Source organism: Spirosoma luteum DSM 19990 (genome assembly GCF_000374065.1).
GTDB classification, from domain to species: domain Bacteria; phylum Bacteroidota; class Bacteroidia; order Cytophagales; family Spirosomataceae; genus Spirosoma; species Spirosoma luteum.
In genome coordinates, this window is the sequence record NZ_KB893245.1 from 1,037,148 (window position 1) to 1,058,690 (window position 21,543).

16 protein-coding genes are annotated in these 21,543 nt (G+C 48.9%); 13 read left to right on the top strand and 3 right to left on the bottom strand.

The window, feature by feature from the left end; all coding sequences use genetic code 11:
• Positions 1–16 precede the first annotated feature (16 nt).
• The 7 genes from B156_RS0104430 (at position 17) to porN (ending at position 8,444) form a co-directional block, all read left to right on the top strand.
• Complete coding sequence (locus B156_RS0104430; protein WP_018618436.1) at positions 17–1,237, top strand: DUF4271 domain-containing protein; 1,221 nt, start codon at positions 17–19, stop codon at positions 1,235–1,237.
• 96 nt (positions 1,238–1,333) lie between these two features.
• Positions 1,334–2,116, top strand: a complete 783-nt coding sequence (locus B156_RS0104435; RefSeq protein ID WP_026260595.1) for a uroporphyrinogen-III synthase — start codon at positions 1,334–1,336, stop codon at positions 2,114–2,116.
• Between the two features lie 282 nt (positions 2,117–2,398).
• Positions 2,399–3,373: a PorP/SprF family type IX secretion system membrane protein gene (locus B156_RS0104440; RefSeq protein ID WP_018618438.1), complete on the top strand. Its 975-nt coding sequence runs from the start codon at positions 2,399–2,401 to the stop codon at positions 3,371–3,373.
• 258 nt (positions 3,374–3,631) lie between these two features.
• Positions 3,632–4,771, top strand: a complete 1,140-nt coding sequence (gene porK / locus B156_RS0104445) for a T9SS ring complex lipoprotein PorK/GldK (protein WP_018618439.1) — start codon at positions 3,632–3,634, stop codon at positions 4,769–4,771.
• Positions 4,772–4,806: 35 nt separating this feature from the next.
• On the top strand, positions 4,807–5,619 hold the full coding sequence (gene porL, locus B156_RS0104450) for a type IX secretion system motor protein PorL/GldL (RefSeq protein ID WP_018618440.1): 813 nt from the start codon (positions 4,807–4,809) through the stop codon (positions 5,617–5,619).
• Between the two features lie 124 nt (positions 5,620–5,743).
• Positions 5,744–7,333 (top strand): type IX secretion system motor protein PorM/GldM, encoded by a 1,590-nt coding sequence (gene porM, locus B156_RS0104455; protein ID WP_084757656.1) that lies wholly within the window; start codon positions 5,744–5,746, stop codon positions 7,331–7,333.
• Between the two features lie 58 nt (positions 7,334–7,391).
• Positions 7,392–8,444: a type IX secretion system ring subunit PorN/GldN gene (porN, locus tag B156_RS0104460; RefSeq protein ID WP_018618442.1), complete on the top strand. Its 1,053-nt coding sequence runs from the start codon at positions 7,392–7,394 to the stop codon at positions 8,442–8,444.
• Positions 8,445–8,580: 136 nt separating this feature from the next.
• Here the strand turns inward: porN and B156_RS0104465 are convergent, their stop codons facing one another.
• The 3 genes from B156_RS0104465 to B156_RS0104475 all read right to left on the bottom strand — a co-directional run bounded on the left by B156_RS0104465 (position 8,581) and on the right by B156_RS0104475 (position 11,394).
• Entirely contained in the window at positions 8,581–9,210 is a 630-nt protein-coding gene (locus B156_RS0104465; RefSeq protein WP_018618443.1) for a carbonic anhydrase, read from the bottom strand.
• Between the two features lie 358 nt (positions 9,211–9,568).
• Positions 9,569–10,330, bottom strand: a complete 762-nt coding sequence (locus B156_RS0104470) for a LytR/AlgR family response regulator transcription factor (RefSeq protein ID WP_018618444.1) — start codon at positions 10,328–10,330, stop codon at positions 9,569–9,571.
• Positions 10,327–11,394, bottom strand: coding sequence for a sensor histidine kinase (locus B156_RS0104475; RefSeq protein ID WP_018618445.1), 1,068 nt, complete (start codon positions 11,392–11,394; stop codon positions 10,327–10,329). The genes B156_RS0104470 and B156_RS0104475 overlap by 4 nt, the downstream gene beginning before the upstream one ends.
• Before the next feature lie 249 nt (positions 11,395–11,643).
• Here B156_RS0104475 and B156_RS0104480 point away from each other — a divergent pair, with 249 nt between their 5' ends.
• The 6 genes from B156_RS0104480 to B156_RS0104505 all read left to right on the top strand — a co-directional run bounded on the left by B156_RS0104480 (position 11,644) and on the right by B156_RS0104505 (position 21,537).
• Complete coding sequence (locus B156_RS0104480; protein WP_018618446.1) at positions 11,644–14,274, top strand: TonB-dependent receptor; 2,631 nt, start codon at positions 11,644–11,646, stop codon at positions 14,272–14,274.
• A gap of 60 nt (positions 14,275–14,334) precedes the next feature.
• Complete coding sequence (locus tag B156_RS0104485; protein WP_018618447.1) at positions 14,335–14,931, top strand: YceI family protein; 597 nt, start codon at positions 14,335–14,337, stop codon at positions 14,929–14,931.
• A gap of 178 nt (positions 14,932–15,109) precedes the next feature.
• On the top strand, positions 15,110–16,147 hold the full coding sequence (locus B156_RS0104490; RefSeq protein WP_018618448.1) for a sugar phosphate isomerase/epimerase family protein: 1,038 nt from the start codon (positions 15,110–15,112) through the stop codon (positions 16,145–16,147).
• Positions 16,148–16,375: 228 nt separating this feature from the next.
• Positions 16,376–19,990 (top strand): family 78 glycoside hydrolase catalytic domain, encoded by a 3,615-nt coding sequence (locus B156_RS0104495; RefSeq protein ID WP_018618449.1) that lies wholly within the window; start codon positions 16,376–16,378, stop codon positions 19,988–19,990.
• A 30-nt stretch (positions 19,991–20,020) separates the two neighbouring features.
• On the top strand, positions 20,021–20,314 hold the full coding sequence (locus B156_RS0104500) for a Dabb family protein (RefSeq protein WP_018618450.1): 294 nt from the start codon (positions 20,021–20,023) through the stop codon (positions 20,312–20,314).
• A 110-nt stretch (positions 20,315–20,424) separates the two neighbouring features.
• Positions 20,425–21,537 carry a hypothetical protein gene (locus tag B156_RS0104505; protein ID WP_018618451.1) on the top strand — a complete coding sequence of 371 codons (1,113 nt, stop codon included), beginning with the start codon at positions 20,425–20,427 and terminating at the stop codon, positions 21,535–21,537.
• Positions 21,538–21,543 lie beyond the last annotated feature (6 nt).

Below are 21,543 nucleotides of genomic sequence, written 5' to 3' on the forward strand. Positions count from 1 at the left end.
AAGAGCGAAAGAGCGAATGAATGAAAGAGCGAAAGAGCGGCCAACGATAACCAGAATAACTAGTGACTATTTCCGTGACGCTCTTTCACTCTTTTTTACTCTTTCACTTTTTTACTCTTTCGCCACTGCCCAACCTCGCCAGACAGGTATTGGACCGGGTGAAACATACTATCCCGTTCACAATTTTCACGACGACTTTCAGGTGTACGACGAAAGGGCAAAAGCTTACGTACCCTACATCGTTGAGAAACATGCCGACCAAACAGCCCTGAGCGTATATGTGGACCTGGAGAGTAATCGGCACTACAGCCTGCTCATTGCAACCCGGCAAGACGGATACCTGTTTATCAACGCTGCCCTTAAACGAAAACTCCGTGCCGAACGCTGGCAGGTACTAAACATCGATAGCCTGTATAAGGTCTATCGTCAGCCAGAACTATTCCTCACCATCTACGGCAGTCCCGGCCTGGACAATAAACAATTATTTATTGGTTACCCAAAATCCGCAACGCAGACACCCGTTCTGTTGCGGGATGATAATTTGAGTGTACGCCCCCGTCCCAGCACTATATACAAAGACTTTCTGGGACTGGGTTTATTGTTTTTATTGACCACCCACAGTTTTCTGTTTACATTTTATCGGCGCGCTTTTTTGCGATTTTATAACCTGCGTGATCTATTATCTGTCCGGTCACAGGACGAATCGTTTCTAATTAATCGTCCATTGAGTGGTGCCAATACCCTTTTTGCCCTCAATCTGAGTTTTGTCATTGCTTATCTGATTGTCTTCTTGCAGAGCCTGAACTTAGCGGTGTTTACATCGGGGACATTGTTAATAACGGGGCAAAATATAGGTGGGTTGTTGAGTGAGTTTTTTCTGCTGAGTGGTGTCACCTTCTTAAGTCTTCTGGGTAAGTATATCTCTCTGGAGGTGATGGGGGGGCTGTATAAGTTGCAGGAGGTGGTCAACATTCACTATTTCAAAATACTACAGTCATCCCTATTATTTTTTACGTTTCTAACTCTTCTACTATCCATACTGACGTACAATACCTGGGTCGCATCATGGTCGCAGGAAGTCTTGTTGGTGTCAGTAGTTATGTTTTATGCTGCCCGCTTAACCCTGCTATACTTCGTCATACGTAGCCTTGAGCCTATCAAAAATCTTTATTTATTTTCGTACCTTTGTATCGTCGAATTGATTCCACTAATCATTGGTTTGCGTTTTGCGCTATGATGGGTGGGCTTTCAGTTAGCATAGTATAGTTGGTGGATATTTCCTTTATTATCCAGTTCGTACCACCAATTCCTAATGACCCCGAGTAACGATTCAATGAACGAGACAAGCATGCAACCCGCCGAAGCCAGGATCACGAAAGTAAACCGGCTCTTAGTGTCCCAATCTCGACCCGCCGACGATAAATCTCCTTATTTTGATTTAGCTAGCAAGTACAATATCCAGATTGAGTTTCGCCCGTTTATCCAGATTCAGGGTGAGTCGTTTAAGGATTTTCGTCGTCAGAAAATCAATATTCTGGCCCATACCGCTATTATTTTCACCAGCCGAAATGCCATAGATCACTTTTTTCGTATTTGTCAGGAAGGACGCGTCGATGTGCCTGCAGATATGAAGTATTTCTGTATTTCGGAACAGACAGCTAACTATCTACAGAAATACATCGTTATTCGGAAGCGCAAGATTTTCAACGGTACGAAGACTGCAACCGAACTGTTTGACTTAATCAAGAAGCATAAGAGCGAAAAGTTCCTGTTTCCCTGTTCAAACATCCGTCGAAATGATATTCCTGAGTTTATGGATACAAGTGGTCTTCATTTTACGGAGGCTGAGATGTACGAAACTGTTTCCACTAACCTGTCAGACCTGGAAATCAGTAGTTACGATATAATTGCCCTTTTTAGCCCATCAGGTGTAAACTCGTTACTTGTTAATTTTCCCGATTTCGATCAGAACGGAACACGTATCGCTGCTTTCGGGCCTACTACTGCCAAGGCCGTTATTGAAGCGGGCCTGACACTTGATATTGAAGCTCCGCTTCCCAACGCGCCATCTATGACGGGGGCTTTGGATTTGTACCTTAAAAAGACCAACCCGTAATCAGTGATGCGGTGTTTCCCTTTGTGCCGGAACCGGGTGATACTGCTCATTTCCGGCATTTTGCTTTATTTTTCAGGCCAATAATTTGCTCTTACATGCGTTTAACTGTAAACTGTGATGAAATTTCTGTCGAACTCCCTTATCACTGATATAGAAGCTAGTAAGAACAAACAGAAGAGAAGAGTCGCTTTTTATTGAAAATCAACTAATTGATGTTGACTCCTTCTGCTCTTTTTTGTCGTATGTGTGTATAAAAGTCTTTTTGAATATTGTCCAGGCCGTATGATTCGCATACTATACGTTTACGCCTTTTTACTGGTTGTGCTTGCTACGCCAATGGCTCTGGCCCAACAGGACCCACAGTTTAGCTTGTATATGTACAACCCGCTTTATTATAACCCGGCAGCGGCTGGCTCGGAGGGGGTATCTCGTCTACAACTTACGCAGCGAACGCAATATCTGGGTTATCAGACAATTGGTAATGGCGATGGTAGTGCGGCTCAGAATACGCAGATGATATCATTCAATATGCCATTGGCTAAAATCAAGAGTGGTATTGGTATTTATGCCCTGAATGATAAGTACGGCCCGTCTATCAATCAGGCGGTGCAATTGTCTTATGCTTACCGATTGGCCTTAAAGAACGGAACGCTGGCGCTGGGTGTACAGGCGGGTATGTTTAACCGGGGGTTCGACTTTGGTCAGTTTCGCGCTACCGACCCAGGCGACCCGCTTATTCCAACCGGACGTATCAATCAGTTTAAACCGGATATTGGTGCCGGTATTTATTACAATACTACCGACTACTGGGTTGGCTTGAGTATGACACACCTGAATAAGGCAGCCTACAGCTACGTTGTTGGCCGGTCACTTGACCCTTCCGAACCAAAAGCCTATCTGTCGGCTGGTTACCGCCTGGGGTTAGGGTATAATATTGATATACAGCCATCTGTACTGGTACAATACAGTACAAAACAGGGTATTCCCGGATCGGTAGCTTCGGTCAACTTAGTGGGAACATACGATAACCGCATCTGGGCGGGTCTGGGATATCGGTTAAAAGACGCAGTGATGGCCACTGCTGGCATCAACCTGATGCGAAACAATGCACTGCGTATTGGAGCAGCACTGGATATTACTACGGGAGGAGCACAAATAAAAAGTCCTGCATCGTACGAAATTTTAGTAGGCTATGCCCTGCCTGCTCCCGATGCACGTAAGAAACCAATTGTACGCACACCCCGTTTCCGCTATTGATATAGCTGAGTGCAGAGAAAAGGCAATATTTTGCTCATTTGAGCAGTATTGGCAATATTCTTGTTACGCAGTTTGCAACAGGAAACTTACTGTTTGGACGACAGATTGACCTAAAGTTGAACTAGTTCGTCCAAAGCAGAAATAAACGTTCAATCAGGATATTGACGGAAAATTTTTCAGAACCTGACAGAACATACAATAACTAAATAGATTTTCGTTTTTAGTCTGGTCTCGCACAAGAAGAAGAAAAGTTTTACGATGATGAAGTATAACTGGTTAACAGGCAACGCAACCCGGGTAGTGATGGTCGCAATAGTAGTGTTGCTGATGCAGGGTTGCGGCTTTTTGAAGTCAAAATTTGGCGGCAAAAGTGGCAAGGGAGGAGAAATAGGTATGACAAATGGGGAAGTTACCGCTACCGGGCGTAAAGGCTGGCGGCAACCCACACCGTACGGAATGGTACTGGTGCCATCCGGTTCATTTATAATGGGACAGGCCGACGAGGATGTGGCGGCTACTCAGATTAATATGAATCGTCAGGTAACCATCAGTTCATTCTACATGGACGATGCTGAAATCTCCAACCATGAGTATCGACAGTACATCAACGCCCTGCTGGCCGATTCAGTCTCGGTGCTGGGCGAAGAAGACATCATGGCTAAGTACTACCCTGATACAACCGTATGGAAAAACGATTTCACCTACCACAATGGTGATCCAATGCTGGAGCATTACTATGCTCACCCCGCCTTTGACACCTATCCGGTAGTAGGCGTAAGCTGGGTTGCGGCTAACCACTTTTGTAAGTGGCGCACCAATACCTTGGATGATTTTCGTACCAAGGAAGGAAATTACCGTTCCTTTGGGTACCGGCTTCCCTCAGAAGCAGAATGGGAATGGGCTGCCCGTGGTGGCAAGCAGGGGGCTAAATACCCTTGGGGAAACCCTTACGTAGCTAATGGCAAAGGTTGTTATCTGGCCAACTTCAAACCACAGCGGGGTAATTACGACGCCGATGGTTACCCGTATACCGCACCGGCAACTGCTTATAGTCCTAACGACTACAATCTTTATAATATGGCTGGTAACGTAGCAGAATGGTGCCGGGATGCTTATGCTGACAACACAAACGCTATTGTATGGGACATGAACCCAGACAATCAAAATGCCGACGAGCCAAGAAAAATAGTTCGGGGCGGCTCATGGAAAGATATTGCCTATTACCTCGAAACGGGCACCCGGTCATACGAATACGAAGATCAGAAGCGCTCATACATCGGCTTCCGCTGTGTTATGGATAATCTGGAAGGACGTGCAGCATCAGTACGGGGTGGCAGAGCCAGCAAAGCTGGTGGAAGCAGCAAAAGCAGCAAAAAAACGAAAGCCAGTAAAATTTAAAAAGTCAACACCCTATATCAATTAACACGCTTATCATGGCAGCAGATAAATCAACGAATTTCTTTTGGGATCGCTTGGTTCCAACCCTTTATAGTGCAGGAGCCGCCGTCGTTATCTTTGGAGCCTGGGCTAAAATTACCCACAATGAACAGTTCGGGTTTATGTTGACAGTTGGTCTGTTAACGGAAGTAGTGATTTTTGCTTTGTACGCTGTACAGAGTTTTACAATGCCCGCTGCTGGAGACGATGGATATGCCTGGGAACGTGTGTATCCTGAGTTGGCAGATGATTATAAAGGAGAAGCCCGTAAACCTGCACCACAAGCCAACGGACTTACAGGGAATATGGATCAAATGCTGGCCCAGGCTAAAGTAACGCCCGATGTATTTGAACGCCTTGGGTCCGGTTTCCGCAACCTGAACGATACGGTAGCAAAACTGACGGATCTGACTGATGCAACTGTGGCAACCAACGATTACGCCCGTAATGTAAAAACAGCTGCTGGTTCTATTACTGAAATGAATAAGTCGTACGGCACGGCAATCACGGCTATGAACTCAATGGCTGATGCCACCTCTGAGGCTAAAGATTACCGCGACCAGTTTCAGAAAGTGACCAAGAATATGGGTGCATTGAACGCTGTGTACGAATTGGAATTGCAGGATACAAACAAGCACCTGAAGGCAATGAATGCTTTCTATGGTAGTTTGACTGCAGCGATGGAAAATATGAGTGATGCCAGCCGTGATACACAACAGTTCAAGAACGAACTGGCTAAGCTAACCGGTAATCTAGCATCTCTCAACGGTGTGTACGGTAGCATGCTGACCGCTATGCGCGGAAATTAAGCCACAAAAGTAGTAAGTTATAAGTCGTAAGTGCTGGCGTAGGAATGCTCCGGCGGCAGCACTTACGACTCCCTGACTTTTTCAACTTACGACTTTTTCATTATTATAATTCTCCACTAACTAAATGGCAGGCACAAAAGAGACACCCCGTCAGAAAATGATCGGGATGATGTATCTGGTATTGACCGCATTGTTGGCTTTGCAGGTTACTTCCGCTATTCTGGACAAATTTGTTTTGTTAAATAATAGCTTGGAACAAACTTCCGCTGAGGCAAACAAGGTGAACCAGCAGGTAATAAATAGTATCAAAGCCACCGTCGAAAAATCGGGTAATCGGGCTACTGACCTGGAAATTGTAAAGCAGGCTGATCAGGTCCGAAAAGAAACATCGGAAGTTATCGCACAAATAGATGGGCTTAAGCAGCGTATTATTACGGAAGCAGGCGGTGGTCTTGACGAAACAGGAACCGTCAAAAATCTAAGTGAGGAAGAAAAAGTAGCCCAGATAATGGTTGGCGGCAACCATAACGGAGAAGCTTATACGTTGAAGAAGAAACTGGATGATTATGTTGCTGGTCTGTCGAAGTATAGTCCTGCTAAGTATTCATCGCTGGCTATGAACGCTAAAGATGACCCGATCTCCAGCCGGTCGCCGGAGCAGCGTAACAAAGATTTCGGTGAGCTTAACTTCGCTCAAACGCCGGTACCGGCTGCTTTGGCGGTATTAAGCCAGCGGCAAACCGATGTTCGCCGTATTGAAGGGGAAGTATTAAGCGTACTGGCTAGTAAAGTAGGTGCCCAGGATGTTAAGTTCGACAAGATTATTGCCAAACTGAGCATGGACTCTAAGGTGGTGGTAGCGGGTACGAAGTTTAAAGGAGAGATGTTTTTGTCAGCATCTTCATCTGGTATTCAGCCCCGCATGAGTTTGAATGGTGGGCCAGTTCGTATAGTGGATGGTACGGGCCTGATCGAATTTACCGCGCAGGGGGGCTCATATGATAAAAACGGTTTAGCGAAGAGGACCCTGACGGGAAGTATCAGTTACGATTCGCCAGGTGGTCCCAAAACAGTTCCCCTAACGGCTGAGTACTTTGTGGCCAAGCCTTCGTATCAGATTGAAACGGGAACACTGCCACCTTTATACCTGGGATGTGCCAACAAACTCAGCATTCAAAGCCCACAGTTGGGTGCGCTGTGGAGTCCAAACATTTCGGCTGACGGTGCTTCAGTTATTCAGTCGGGTGAAAAAGGTAAGATTACGATAGTGCCTAGTGCCGCTAATGTTTCTCTGAATATCAGTAACGGTGGCAGTTTGTTAGGAACGGAACGGTTCCGGGTTAGCAAAGTCCCTCGCCCAACTATTGAAATATTCATAGGGGGAACTCGTGCCAATGATCCCCGTGGTGTTCCGGTATCATCCGCCCGTAGTGTTAGAATACAGGCAGTTTCCGATCCAAGCTTTGCTGCTTTCTCACCCGACGATGCCAATTTCCGTACGACGGGTGCCACCATATCGCTGGTACGTGGTACAAGGCGAGTGAAGGCGGCAAACGTGGGTGCCGGGGGAGGTTCCATTAGCGACATTGCCGGTGAAGCCCAACCTGGAGACCGAATAATTGTTGAGGTGAATGGAGTACAACGCCGGAATTTCCGGGGAGAGATCAGTGATGTGCCGGTAGGCAACGCACCTGTGCAGGTTTCCTTATATTAGTGTACTAAAGCGGTTTTGCAGCCGTTACTATACTGAATTGAACAACAAAGAAAGAGCCATGATACAATACAAAACGATAGGATATACCAGCGTGATTGCCGTAGCTGTGCTGGCTCTGGCAGGTGGGCAGGTAACGGCCCAGGAAAGGGCGAGTACCGGCATGAATGCCAACTCGACCCGGCCTATCAATGAGAATGACATTATGATGAAGAAAACCCTTTGGCGTCGAATCGACCTGAAGGAGAAGCAGAATCAGTCGATGTTCTCAAAGAATAATGAGATTTCGAAGTACCTGATGGAAGCTGTAAAAGCGGGTTTGATCGATGCTTATACGAATGACTCGCTAACGACGAAGATAGACCCGCAGAAGTTTCATGAAAACCTGTTGATACCAAACACGGGGGGCGGTTTATCGGCCGAAGAAATAGCAGCTGGTTTTAAGGAAGATACCGGTGGCGGTGGCGATGGTTGGGACAAGCCTAAGAAGGCAGACCAAAAAGCGGCCGATGATGGCTGGGGAGCACCGAAGAAGGCAGCTGCCAAAGCAGAACCAGTTGATGATGGCTGGGGAGCACCCAAAAAGAAAACAGCTGTAGCCAAAACAACGAAAGGTAAAAAAGGTGCCAAAATAGCACAGCCGATTGTAGAGGAAAAGAAAGATACAGTAGCAGTTGCTCAGGGTCCTACTTTTTCGGGCGACGAATACTTCCCGAAAGAGTTGAACATTCTGGAGGTGAAAGAAGACTGGATTTTTGATCGGAAACGTTCGCGTTTGTATTACGATATTCAGTCTGTAACACTGCTATTGCCTGCGGACAAAAACGCGGCTGGCTTCGAAAAGCCTATTGCTTCCTTCAAGTATAAGGATTTGGACAAGCTGTTCCGTAGTGACCCTAAAAAGTTCATCTGGTACAATCCGCAGAACCAGGCTCAACACAAAAACCTGGCCGATGCCTTCGACCTACGCCTGTTTTATGGCCGGATTACAAAAGTAGCTAATCCTGGCGACACAGATTTAGTTGGTATGTACGGAGACCGGGAGGGTTTGTTGAAGTCGTACCAGACGGAGTATGAACTGATGGAGACCGAACACGGCCTTTGGGAATACTAGAGGTACCGTTAACGTAATACATAAAATTGCCTGTTTTGGGATAAGTACCCGAAACAGGCAATTTTTCTTTGGTAAGAGTAAGAGATAATACTGCTACTTGCTTGCGGTGGCTAGTTCGGCAGTGCGTTGAAACGTGCTAATCCACTCGAAATAACGCTAACTCCTCTTCAAAATTAGCCATGTTGATATTCATGTCACGAACAATTCCGTGGCTCATGTCATACACCCAACCGTGAATACGCGGATATTCGCCCTCAGCTCTGGCCTGTTGCACAAATGACAGCTTCATGATGTTCAGGCATTGCTCCTGAACATTTAATTCAACCAGCCGACGGAAGCGGGCCGCGTCATCGGGCAGGGCATCCATTTCCAGACGATGAAGGCGGTGTACATCGCCGATGTTCCGAATCCAGGAGTTAAGTGCACCCAAATCTTTACGATCCATAGCGGCCTTAATACCTCCGCACCCATAATGACCACACACGATTATATGCTTGACTTTCAGAAATTTGACGGCGTACTGTAATACGGAGTAAGAATTGGTATCATTGTTAGGTACCAGATTCGCAATGTTCCGATGGACAAATACTTCGCCCGGTTTTACACCCATGAAATCTTCCGGTTGTACGCGGCTGTCAGAACAGCCAATGTAGAGGAACTCCGGCTCCTGGCCATCGGCCATCCGGCTGAAATAGTCAGCATTTCCCTCTAATTGTTGAGCAACCCATTGCCGGTTGTGGTTAAATACACTCTCGTATAAAGTCATATTGTACGCAGTTATTGATTGATCGATCACTACACAAAGCGTAAAGCTATGTCAGCTAATTTAGGCAAAAGTAGAACGTAAATTGATTCATTCAACATGCATAACTATTGAATAGGTCAAGGTAGGTTACCCACAGGTTAAATTGAAAAATGGCTCGTACAGTTTCGTCTAACAGGATAGACAACTGAATTACAGGTCGAATAAGGCCTGCTGTTGTGCGTTAGTTACCGCCAAATCGACCCTATAGTTACGCCCTACCGAATACAGATGAACTGCACCGGGGAAGTTCCGGCTGGGTTGCCCTGAGTATTCATGAGGTTCCCAGGCTGATTAGGAAAATGACCTGGTATTTTTGTAGCTACAGCCAGCGGCTGATGAACTGGCTAAAAACGTCTTTGTACTGATCACTGACCGGAATCATAACCGATCCAATCTGTACGGAGTTGCGCGTGACGGCATTGATCCGATCCAGTGACACAATAAATGACCGATGTACGCGCATAAACTGTTTGGGTGGCAGTTTGTCTTCGAGTGCCTTTAGGCTCGTCAGAGAGAGGAGTGGTTTTTCCGGTTCCATTTGTCGGTACACCTTTACGTAATCTTTCAATCCCTCTACGTATAGGATGTCTTTGTACGCGATGCGCACCAACTGGTATTCGACTTTCAGGAACAGGTAATCCTCTGCCGCTTCGCCGGGAGTAGCTATCGGCAGGGCTACTGGCGAAGGTTCTGTTCGATAAATCAGGTCAAAATAAGTCCGGGCTTTGCTGGCTGCCCGCAAAAACTCTTCGTAGTTGAACGGTTTGAGCAAATAATCCAGCGCATCGACCCGGAAGCCATCGAGGGCAAACTGGTCGAAGGCGGTGGTAAAGATGATTCGGGTAGTATGCGCCCCCCGGTGGCTGCGTTCCAGCACGCGGGCTAGTTCCAGCCCGGTCAGGTCAGGCATTTGGATGTCCAGGAAAATAACGTCTACCGGCCCGGCCATTAATCCCTGTAATGCTTCCACGGCACTGCTATACTGCCCTTTTAATTCCAGAAAGGGCGTTTTTTCGATAAACGCACAAACCAGTCCCAGGGCCAAGGGCTCATCATCAACCGCAATACAGGAAAGTTTCATGATAGGTCGAGGGCCAGGTGAACATGGTATTCGCCAGAGGAGGTGTATTCGTTGATTTGCAGGGTATATCGCTCAGGATACAGTAAATCCAGTCGTCGGCGAGTGTTAGTCAGGCCGATACCATTGCCCACTTCGAGGGAGGGCGCTTTTTCGATAAAGACCGTATTTTCAACAGCCAGAATCAAATTATTTTGCTGTTGCTGAACACCAATATGAATTCGGCTTGGCTGCGTGGCACTAACACCGTGCTTAAAGGCATTTTCAACAAAAGGCAGCAGAATCATGGGTGCCACGGGCTGGTCGTGCAGAGGACTTGGCGTACTAAACGTAACCGCCACTTTATCGGTTAGTCGCAGTTGCATGAGCTGGATATAATCGCCGACAAATGCTAATTCCTTACTCAGCATGGTGGTGCCCGTCTGGGTATCGTAGAGGATATAGCGCATCATACGCGAGAGCCGGTGTATGGCTTCGCGGGCCGTTTCGGTGTCAATAAGCGTCAGAGCGTAGATGTTATTGAGCGTATTGAAAAAGAAATGGGGGTTAATCTGGGCCTTCAAAAAGGATAATTCGGATGCAGTTTTGGCCTGTTCCAACGCCAGCCGAAGCGTCGTTTCGGTCTGCCACTTTTGCAACATAGCCAGGCTGGTGCTGATACCCAAAACCAGCAGAATGGTGAACAGGGCCGGCTGAATCCATCCGTATAATTTGGGTTGTCCTTTACCATCCGGGTGAAAAGCCCGGTGCATAAGAATCGGCAGGTTGAACCACGTTTCGACCGCAAATAAAACCAGGACAATAAACACCACAACACCCAGCAGAGCGGCCGCATACCGACCCGTTTGATTCTTTAACAATAGGTGTGGCACCAGTACCTGTGAATTCAGGTAAAAAGTCCCGACCATCAGGCAAAGAAAAATACCCTGCCTCACCCAGAATAAATCGGGCAACCGGAGTTCAGACCTGAACGACTGAGAAAAGAAAAGCAGATAGCTCAGAAGTCCCCAGCCTAGTACATGGCTCAGCAGTGAAACGTAACGACGGGAGAAAGGGATAGCGGCCATCAGTGTCTGGAAAGCTACAAGTTTAGACTAAAAAGTAATGCCCGCTGCGATAAATCGGTTTACGGCCCGAATTCACCGACGGGAGGGGAGTTTCAACCGACGAACGCCCGTTGTCTGACAGGTACCTGACCAGGATGGCTTCTGTCGGTTGAAACGGGGAATTGGCCGATGTTCTCCGCTTCTCTGTCTATTGCGTTTTTTGGACTTAGGAACATGTTGTTGCTTTGCCTCATTAATCTCCCGATACGAATGAAAAAGCACTTCTTCTTTCTGTTACTCACCCTGGGTCTTTTTGCCCAAACCCCGGCACTGTTTGCTCAGTTTGGTCCTCCGGGCGGTGGGCCCGGTGGCCCTCCGGGTGGTGGTTTCGGTCGGGATCAGCGTAAGAAAGAATTTACGGGTGTAACGGAAGATATCCCAAAAGGTAACGGCAAAATAGCCGGTATCCTGATTGATTCTATTTCGGGCAAACCCGTTGAATTTGCAACGGTTGCCCTGATGAATGTAAAAACCAACAAACCCATTGATGGGACCACGTCCGATGCTAAAGGGCAGTTCTCGATGAATAAACTGGCCCCCGGCGACTACCGGCTTCAGTATTCCTTTATCGGCTATAAAAACGTTGACTCCCAACCCTTCACCATTGTCAAAGGGACCGACCTGAATATGGGAGCGGTAAAACTCCCGGCCGACATTCGCACGCTGGGCGAAGTAGTGGTAACGGGACAAGCCGCCCTGATTGAAGAAAAAGTGGACCGGCTGGTGTTCAACGCCGATAAAGACATGACCTCGAAGGGGGGCGACGCGTCGGATGTGCTGAAACGCGTGCCTATGCTGTCCGTTGACCTGGATGGTAATGTCAGCCTGCGGGGTAGTCAGAACATCCGGGTGCTGATTAACAACAAACCCTCTACCATCGTAGCGTCCAGTGTGGCCGATGCCCTGAAGCAAATTCCTGCCGATATGATTAAGACGGTGGAAGTGATTACCAGCCCATCCGCCAAATACGATGCAGAAGGCGCAGCGGGTATCATCAACATCGTTACCAAAAAAATTACTCTGCACGGCCTGACGCTGAATGTGGATGCGGGTGTGGGTTTGCGGGCTTCTAACCTGGGCCTGAACGGGTCTTTCCGCCAGGGTAAACTGGGCATCAGCTTGGGCGGTTTTGGACGGGCTATGTATAACCGGGCTTCCTCAACCCTGGACCAGACAACCCTGGTTGGCGCGCAACTCCTGCGTACCAGCCAGCAGGCTACGGCTTTCGATAAACCCGTATTTGGTCAATATACGATGGGGTTTGATTATGATTTGGCCAAAAACCAGTCGTTAACGGCTAACGTTCGGTACGGTACCCGCAATTTCATTCAGCAACAGCAGCAGCTAACCAGTACATACACCCAAACTTCGCGGAGTATCGACTCGTTACTGAGCATGACTAATCGCGATGTAAACCGAAGAGACCTTTCCAACTCGGTCGATATGAATCTGGATTACATTCACACCTTCAAGCCGCAGCAGGAGTGGTCCATTTCAACGCAGTACAGCCGTACGGGGTTGACAAATAATTTTTACGCCGACCTGCTCAACAACATGGGAACGCTGACGGGTCGCCAGCGAAACCTGAACAACAATACCAACCAGGAAATGACCATCCAGACGGACTACCAGACGCCCATCCGGAAAAACCAGTTACTGGAGTTCGGGGGAAAAGCCATCATGCGGCAGGTGGACAGTCATTACCAGTATCAGGTGGGGAGTAGCACAGGGGAGTTACGCTTCGACCCAACCAATCCGGCAGGCTCGCTGCTGTACAGCCAGAACATTGGAGCCGGTTACATGTCATACACCTACGTAACGCCCAGCAAGTACACCTTCAAGGTAGGGACACGCTACGAGCATACAGGAATAACGGCGACTCAATCGACGGAGCAAAGAGGAAATATTCCCCTCGTCATTCCTGCTTACGGCAATCTGGTGCCCAGCATCAACGTATCGAAAAGTCTGAAAGGTGGTACGACCCTCAAAGCCGCCTACAACCGCCGGATTCAGCGTCCGGGTCTGCAGCAGTTGAATCCGAATCCGAACTCCGCTAACCCGCAGATGGTGATGGTCGGAAATCCCACCCTGAAACCCGAACTGACGGATAACGCTGAACTGAGTTTGAGTTCGACTATCAAAAAAACGTACATCAATGCCGCTCTGTTTGGCCGACTGACTAACAACGCCATTACGCAAATCCGGCTTCCGTCCGACACCCTGGCTGGGGGAATTATCACAACCTACCAGAACATTGGGGTACAACGGACCGTGGGAGCCAACATTTTCTTCAACACCAACCTGACCCCGAAGTGGAGTCTCAACGGTGGCCTTGACGGGTACTACGTGTACATGCAGGGACTGACACCGGGAGCAGACGGTAAATCCATGATGATAAGCAATACGGGTGTCAGCATTGGGGGCCGACTGATGAGTCAGCTACAACTCGACAAAGGCTGGAGTGCACAGGTATTCAGCTTTTTCCGGGGCCCCAGCCCCCAGTTGCAGGGCACCCAGGGTAGTTTTTATATGTACTCGCTGGGCGTTCGGAAAGACCTGGCCAGTAAGCGGGGCAGCATTGGGCTGGCGGCCGAAAACTTTGCCGGAAACGGGATAACTATGCGCACTACCCTGAACTCGCCCCTGATTTCGCAGGTGAATGTCACCCACTTATACAATGCCAACCTGAAAGTGACGTTTACGTATCGAATTGGCAAGATGAGTTTTGAAGAACCCCGTCGTAAGGCTCGTTCGGTGAGCAACGACGACGTAAAAGGGGGAGATGGTGGCGATGGAGGTGGTCAGCCACAGGCCGCGCCAGCCGCCAATCGGCCAAGATAATTAGTGTATTCTGTTCGTTTTATTGTCGTTTAACCATTTTTTACTAATCAAATTTTACACATGAAATCATTCGTATTCACCGTTGCTGCGTTCCTTACTTTTTCGGTTGCCAACGCACAAACCTGGGCAGTAGACAAAGCCCACTCCAAAGTAGGTTTTGCAGTTACCCACCTGATGCTGTCGGAAGTAGACGGTAATTTCAAAACGTTCGATGCCAAAATCATATCTGCTAAGCCTGACCTGTCCGATGCGATGATCGAGCTGACCGCCGACATAAACAGCATTGACACCGATAACGATCGGCGTGACGGGCACCTGAAAACCCCCGATTGGTTCGATGCGGCTAAATACCCGACGCTGACATTCAAAAGCACCTCCTTCAAGAAAGTGGATGGCAAGAAATACAGCCTTACCGGCGACCTCACCATGCACGGCGTTACGAAGCCCGTAACCCTTGATGCTGTTCTGACGGGACCCGTAACGATGGAGAATCCTCGCGGTAAGCAGGAGAAAGCGGGCCTGAAAATCAGCGGTACAATCAAGCGTTCCGATTTTGGCGTGGGATCTTCGTCTACGGCTGTAGTGAGTGAAGAGGTAGAAATCAAAGCTGCCGGTGAATTTGTGAAGCAGGATACGGCGGTAGCCGACAAGAAGTAACAACCCCGAATGCGTATACCGACAAATACGTTTGTGCTGGTATACCCCTCTTTTTCTATCCCCATCCTTAGTAAAAGACAGGTATAATAGCCTGTCTTTTATGCTTTTGGGACCGTAGTAAACCTGTTTCGGAATAGCAGGAGTCGACTAAACCAATTAACGCTATTAACGTAAGCCAATGAAAAATCAACCATCACGCCGTCAGTTCCTGGGTGCCACGGCAGCCCTTGTGTCGGGAGCCGTTCTCAGCACCAACAACGTGTTCGGCGCACCCGCCTATATCCGTAATCTGGGCAAACCAAATTCACTGATAAATGGTGTACAGATTGGTGCCATTACGTATTCTTTCCGGGATATGCCCGACCAAAGTGCTGAAGCCACGTTAAAGTACGTACTGGATAGCGGCATTAGTGCTATCGAACTGATGGGTGGTCCGGCGGAGTCATTTGCGGGGGCGCCAAAAAATACGGTCAATATGCAAACGGTATTCCCGCTGATGCGGAAACGGCGCGAAAAGCAGGAATTAACTGCGGATGAGAATAAAATGCTGGATGAAGCCGAGGCTCAGATGAAAGCGTACCGGCAGGAAATAGCCAAATGGCGGCTGTCGGCTCCCATGAGCAAATTTGAGCAGATGCGGAAGATGTACAACCAGGCAGGGGTTCAGATCTATGCGTTTAAGCCCGACACCTTTAACGTGCAGAGTACTGACGCGGAGATTGAGTATGGTTTAAAAGCGGCTAAACTGCTGGGTGCCAATCAGGTTACGTTGGAGCATCCTGGTAATGATGCCCATACGCTGCGGTTAGGCACCCTAGCGCAGAAACAGGGCATGAAAGTAGCGTACCACGGCCATGAGCAGCAGACGCCCACTTTTTGGGATACGGCCCTGGCTCAGTCGCCGGCCAATATGCTGAACCTGGACTTAGGCCATTTCGTGGCCGCTGGCAACACCGACCCGCTGGGGTTTGTTAAGCTTAAGCATGACCGGATTGCCAGTATGCACATCAAAGACCGTCAAACGCCCGAACATGAAAAAGGAAACCTACCCTGGGGACAGGGGGATACGCCGTTGCTCCAGGTGCTGAAACTGATGCGTGATCAGAAGTATACCTTCCCCGCTACGGTTGAACTGGAATATAAGATTCCTGCTGGCTCGACCTCCGTAGCTGAGGTGAAAAAATGTCTGGACTACTGCCGAAACGCGCTGAGTTAACCCTCGGCCCAATCAGTCATTGCCAGACGGTGGTCAATCGGAATGGCAAAAACCAGGGCTATTGATGGCTGAAAAAGAGACGTTTACCTAGTGAGCAGTAGTCCTGCCTGCTCAAAAAAACTGCCTGTTGCGTGTGCGAAGCAAACTAACCCTGCAACGCATCCGCAATAGGCAGCACCAATCTTACCACGTCATAATCCGTCAAAAAAGAGCCGTTAATTATTTCCAATGAAAGTAAGTATTCTACCGTTTCTTATCCTGTTCACAATCGTTAGTACGGCTCTGGCCAACGTTTCCATTGATAGCCTGACCGTTGATTACCAGCCAACGCCGTTGGGAGTCGACCAGCCAACGCCCCATTTTTCGTGGCAGATGAAAGCCCTGGACAATAGACAGGGCTATGTACAGAAAGCCTGGCAGGTTGTGGTAACGGATGCTAAAAACCAGATCGTCTGGGATTCAAAAAAAGTAGACTCGGGGATTTCGCTGGGCGTTGAGTACGCGGGGCAGCCGCTAAAACCCACGACCCGCTACAACTGGAAGGTACTGGTTTGGGACAACACGGGCCAAATGTCGACCAGTACATCCTGGTTTGAAACGGGCCTGATGAACCCGGATATCTCGGCCTGGTCGGGTGCGACATGGATTGGTGGAGGGGATGAGGATCTGGTTCTTTACTCGCACTATTTATCGGTCTTTAAGTTCCAGTTCGGCCTTCAATTGGACAAAGCAGGTAACTCGACCAAAGCGGCTTTCGTGATTGGTGCCAACGACCGTCGGCTCATGAACAAAGACCTCAATTTGATGGGGGTGCAGAATGGAAAGGATCAAAGTTACATCGCTTTTGAGCTGGATATTTCGGGGGTAAATAGTACCCCCACCGGCCTGGCCAAGCTCAATCTGTATCGGGTGGGATATGACAAAACGGATAAGCCGGGTGTACCGGTTAAAAGCCTCGATATCCCCCAGAGTCTGATCAATGGAGCCAATAAGTACGCTAAACATACAGTATTCGCCGACTGTAATTTTGGCTTGTTTGAGCTGTTCGTAGATGGTAGAGAAGACGCCAATAAACTGAAAGAAAAGACGAACGAGCCGCCCTCCCGCTTTGGTCCACGGGGCATCAACCTCAATCCGGTTGGTGTCGGCAATAACTTTATTAGTTTTCCGATGGTAGCCGATATCGGGTTCCGGGTTCCTGAGAATCAGACGGCCTATTTTTCGGGGGTAGAAATCAGGAATTTCCGGTATCCATCCAACCCGTTGTTTACCGAAAATCTTAGTCGGCAGCCCTATACCGGTATTTTTAAGTCGGGTAATCTGACCGTCGACAACGGGCAGTACACGGTTAAAGGAGGTGCCTTAATCACCGCTGACCCAAGCCGAAACGCGGCTCCCATGCTCCGAAATACATTCACTACTCAAAATAAACCCATTGCAAAAGCGCGGCTGTACGTAACGGCACGGGGTATTTATGAGGTGTATCTGAACGGAAACCGGGTGAGCAATGACTACTTCAATCCGGGTTTGACCCAGTACAACAAACACCATATGTACCAGACCTACGATATTACCCCTGCGGTAAAGTCAGGGCAAAAAAATGCGGTCGGTGCCTGGTTGAGCGAAGGGTGGTGGAGTGGCAATATTACGTACAGTGGCGAGAACTGGAATTATTTCGGCGACCGGCAGTCCCTGTTGAGCAAACTGGTAATTACTTATACCGATGGTTCCGAACAGGTTGTCACCTCTACACCGACCGAGTGGAAATTATTCACGAATGGGCCGGTACGCTACGGTTCGTTCTTTCAGGGCGAAGTGTACGATGCCACGAAAGAAGCGCTGGTGAAAAACTGGTCGACGCCCGGCTATAACGATACGAACTGGAAAGCAACCGTTGCCGTGCCGTTGGAAGGGACGGCCTACAAGGGGAGCTTCACCGACCCACTGGGTCGCACATCAACGCTGGATTACAGTGCGTTCAAACTCATCAGTCAGATGGGGGATAACGCAGGTCTGGTAAAAACTATGCCAGCCCTCAGCGTAGAGCAGGTTCGTTCGGGCGTATTTGTATACGACATGGGGCAGAACATGGTCGGCTTCCCGCAGGTCCTGATTAAAAACGGCAAAAAAGGGCAGGTCATTACCATGCGATACGCCGAAGTGAAATACCCGAATCTGGCCGAATATAAAGACAACACGGGCATGGTGATGATGGAAAATATCCGGGCTGCCCTAACGCAGGACCTGTACATCCTGAAAGGGGGCGATGAGACCATTCAGCCCCGCTTCACCTTCCATGGGTACCGGTATCTGGAGCTAACCGGTATGGATCAGGCTATCCCGGTTTCCGCTGTTAAAGGGCTTGTTATCAGTTCAATATCAGTCCTTTCGTCGCACTACGAAACCTCGAATGCGCTGGTCAACAAACTGTGGCAGAACATTACCTGGTCGCTGCGTAGTAATTTTCTTTCCATTCCTACGGATACCCCCGCCCGCAATGAGCGGATGGGCTGGAGCGGGGATATTTCGGTATTTTCCCGCAGCGCTACCTACCTCACCAACGCCGATTTGTTCCTGCGTCGGCATCTGCTGGCCATGCGGGATGTACAGGCCGAAAACGGTCGGTTTACCGATGTCGCTCCCATGGGGGGCGGCTTTGGTGGTACGCTTTGGGGCAGTGCGGGTATTGTGGTAGCCTGGGAAGCCTACCGGCAATATGGGGACGTAGCCCTGCTGAAAGAGCAGTATGAGGCCATGAAACGATACACCCAGTTTCTGGAAACGAAAGTTGAGAAGGAAACGGGGATTCTGACCGAAGGTCCGCTGGGTGACTGGCTAAGTCCCGAAGGCAACAAAAACGACAATACACTGTTTTGGATGGCTTACTACGCCTACGACCTGGAGATTATGAGTAAGGTAGCCGCCATCTTGGGGAAGACGGAAGATGGGGCGCAATTCAGGCAACGATACAACGAAATAAAAACGGCCTGGAATGCTATTTACGTGGACAAATCGACGCACAAAACAATAAAGTCAGGGGTTAAAACGGGCTTCATGGGGCCCCCTAACCAACAGCAGCTGACCCAGAAATCGGATAAAGGCGAAGTGATCGATACCCAGGCATCATATGCTATTCCGCTGGCACTGGGCTTGTTTAATGAGGAAAACAAACCATTTGCGGTGCAGTACCTGAACGACGCTATTAAACGGAAAAACAAAGACGATGGCGGTGTCGAACGACCGGCTTACTCATTGATGACCGGATTTATCGGCACGTCCTCTGTAACCGACGCACTCTCCGAAAATGGCCATTCGGCAACGGCTTACCAGCTGTTGCAGCAGCAGGATTATCCGTCCTGGCTCTATTCCGTCGTCAATGGGGCGACATCTATCTGGGAACGCCTGAACTCATACACCGTTGAGAATGGGTTTGGCGGGAATAACAGCATGAATTCCTTCAACCACTACTCATTTGGCGCAGTAGCTTCCTGGATGTATAACTATTCGCTGGGTATTCAGCGGGCACCGGAGCAGGCTGGTTTTAAAGAAATCGTTCTGAAACCAACCCCCGATCCCGGCAAAAAAATGACGTTTGCCAAAGGGTATTATGATTCGCCCTACGGCCGGATTAGCAGCGAGTGGCGATGGGAGGGGAACAAGTGGCTCTATAAAACCACCATCCCGGCCAACACGACAGCTACCCTGTATTTGCCTGCCGGGGAGGTTAGCCAGATTACCGAAAGTGGGAAAAGCGTAGCGCGGTGGAAAGGGATTAATCGGGCCGATGGGCAGGTAGTCGTTCCATTGGGGTCGGGGAGTTATTCCTTCACCATTAATCCGTGAAAGGCTTTTTTTCGTCAAAACTAACTATTCATGATACGGCACACCGTTGTTTTTAAACTGAAGAACCCGCCAACATCACCGGAAACGAATGCGTTTTTTGCGGCCGCGAAGAAACTGGCCTTTATTCCGGGTGTGCAGAAATTTGAATGCCTGAAACAGCTAAGCTTAAAAAATAACTTCGATTTTGGCCTGTCTATGGAGTTCGATACCGCTGCGCTTTACGAGCAATACAACCAGCATCCCGACCATGTTCAGTTTGTGCAGACATATTGGGCAAAGAACGTCGATGATTTCCTGGAGATAGACTACGAGCTTTTACCGTAACGCGGGTAATACTCCCCGATAATCAATTGGGATGCCTTGAAAATCAGCGTCCTAATTCGTACATTACGCCTTATAACCAACGTATTTATAACCAATTAACCCCAATCGATATGAAAAAAACGTATGCTATACTGGCACTTGGCGTTGCCGGACTTTTATTCTTGGCTACCACCACCCGCCCCATCCAGAATCAATATGGATTGGCAACCGGAACGCCCGCCATCAAGTCCATCAACGCGCTGACGTTTGGTCCCGACGGGGTGCTGTTTATTGGTGATGGAAAGAGTGCCGCCGTTTTTGCCGTTGATACCAAAGATGCCGTTCCGGTCGGAAAGTCTGCCGGAGCCGACATCAAAAATATCGATCAGAAGATTGCCGCCCTGCTGGGGACCGAAGTCGCCAATATTACCATTCAGGATATTGCGGTAAACCCTGTATCGAAGAATGTGTACTGCGCGGTGCAACACAGTGATGGTACACCGGTTTTACTCAAAATAGTAGGCGATAAACTATCAGCCGTATCGCTGAAAGAGGTCCCGTTTTCCATGCTGGCACTAACCAATGCACCCGCCGAAGATGCTAAAGACCGCCGGGGCGAATCGCTGCGCGTGGCGTCTATTTCCGACATGGGCTATGCCGATGGAAAGGTGATGGTTAGCGGGCTCTCGAATCAGGAATTTGGCTCTACGTTCCGCAGTATTCCGTTTCCGTTCACCAATACGCAGGATCAGGCTTCGCTCGAAATCTACCACGCGGCCCACGGCAAGTACGAGACAATGGCACCCATCAAAACGTTTACAACGACCGAAATAAAGGGTAAAAAATACCTGCTGGCCAGCTATACCTGCACACCACTGGTGCTGTTTCCGCTGGATGAGCTGAAGGGCGGAAGCCACGTAAAAGGCCGCACGGTGGCCGAGATGGGAAGCGGTAACTCGCCCCTGGATATGGTGATTATGACAAAAGGGAACGAATCCTTTTTAATGATGGCTAACTCGAGTCGGCCGGTATTTAAGGTTAATTACAAAAACCTGGCGGACTACCAGGGTTCTCTGACGACGCCCGTTGTGGAAAACTTCGCTACCGCCGGGGTCGATTTTGTTTCGTTACCCCTCACTAATGTAGTACAGCTCGATAAACTGGACGATACCCATATGGTGTTACTCCAGCGTCGCTCAAACGGTAGTCTTGACCTTTGGACGTCTAATGAGCGGTATTTATAAACAGTG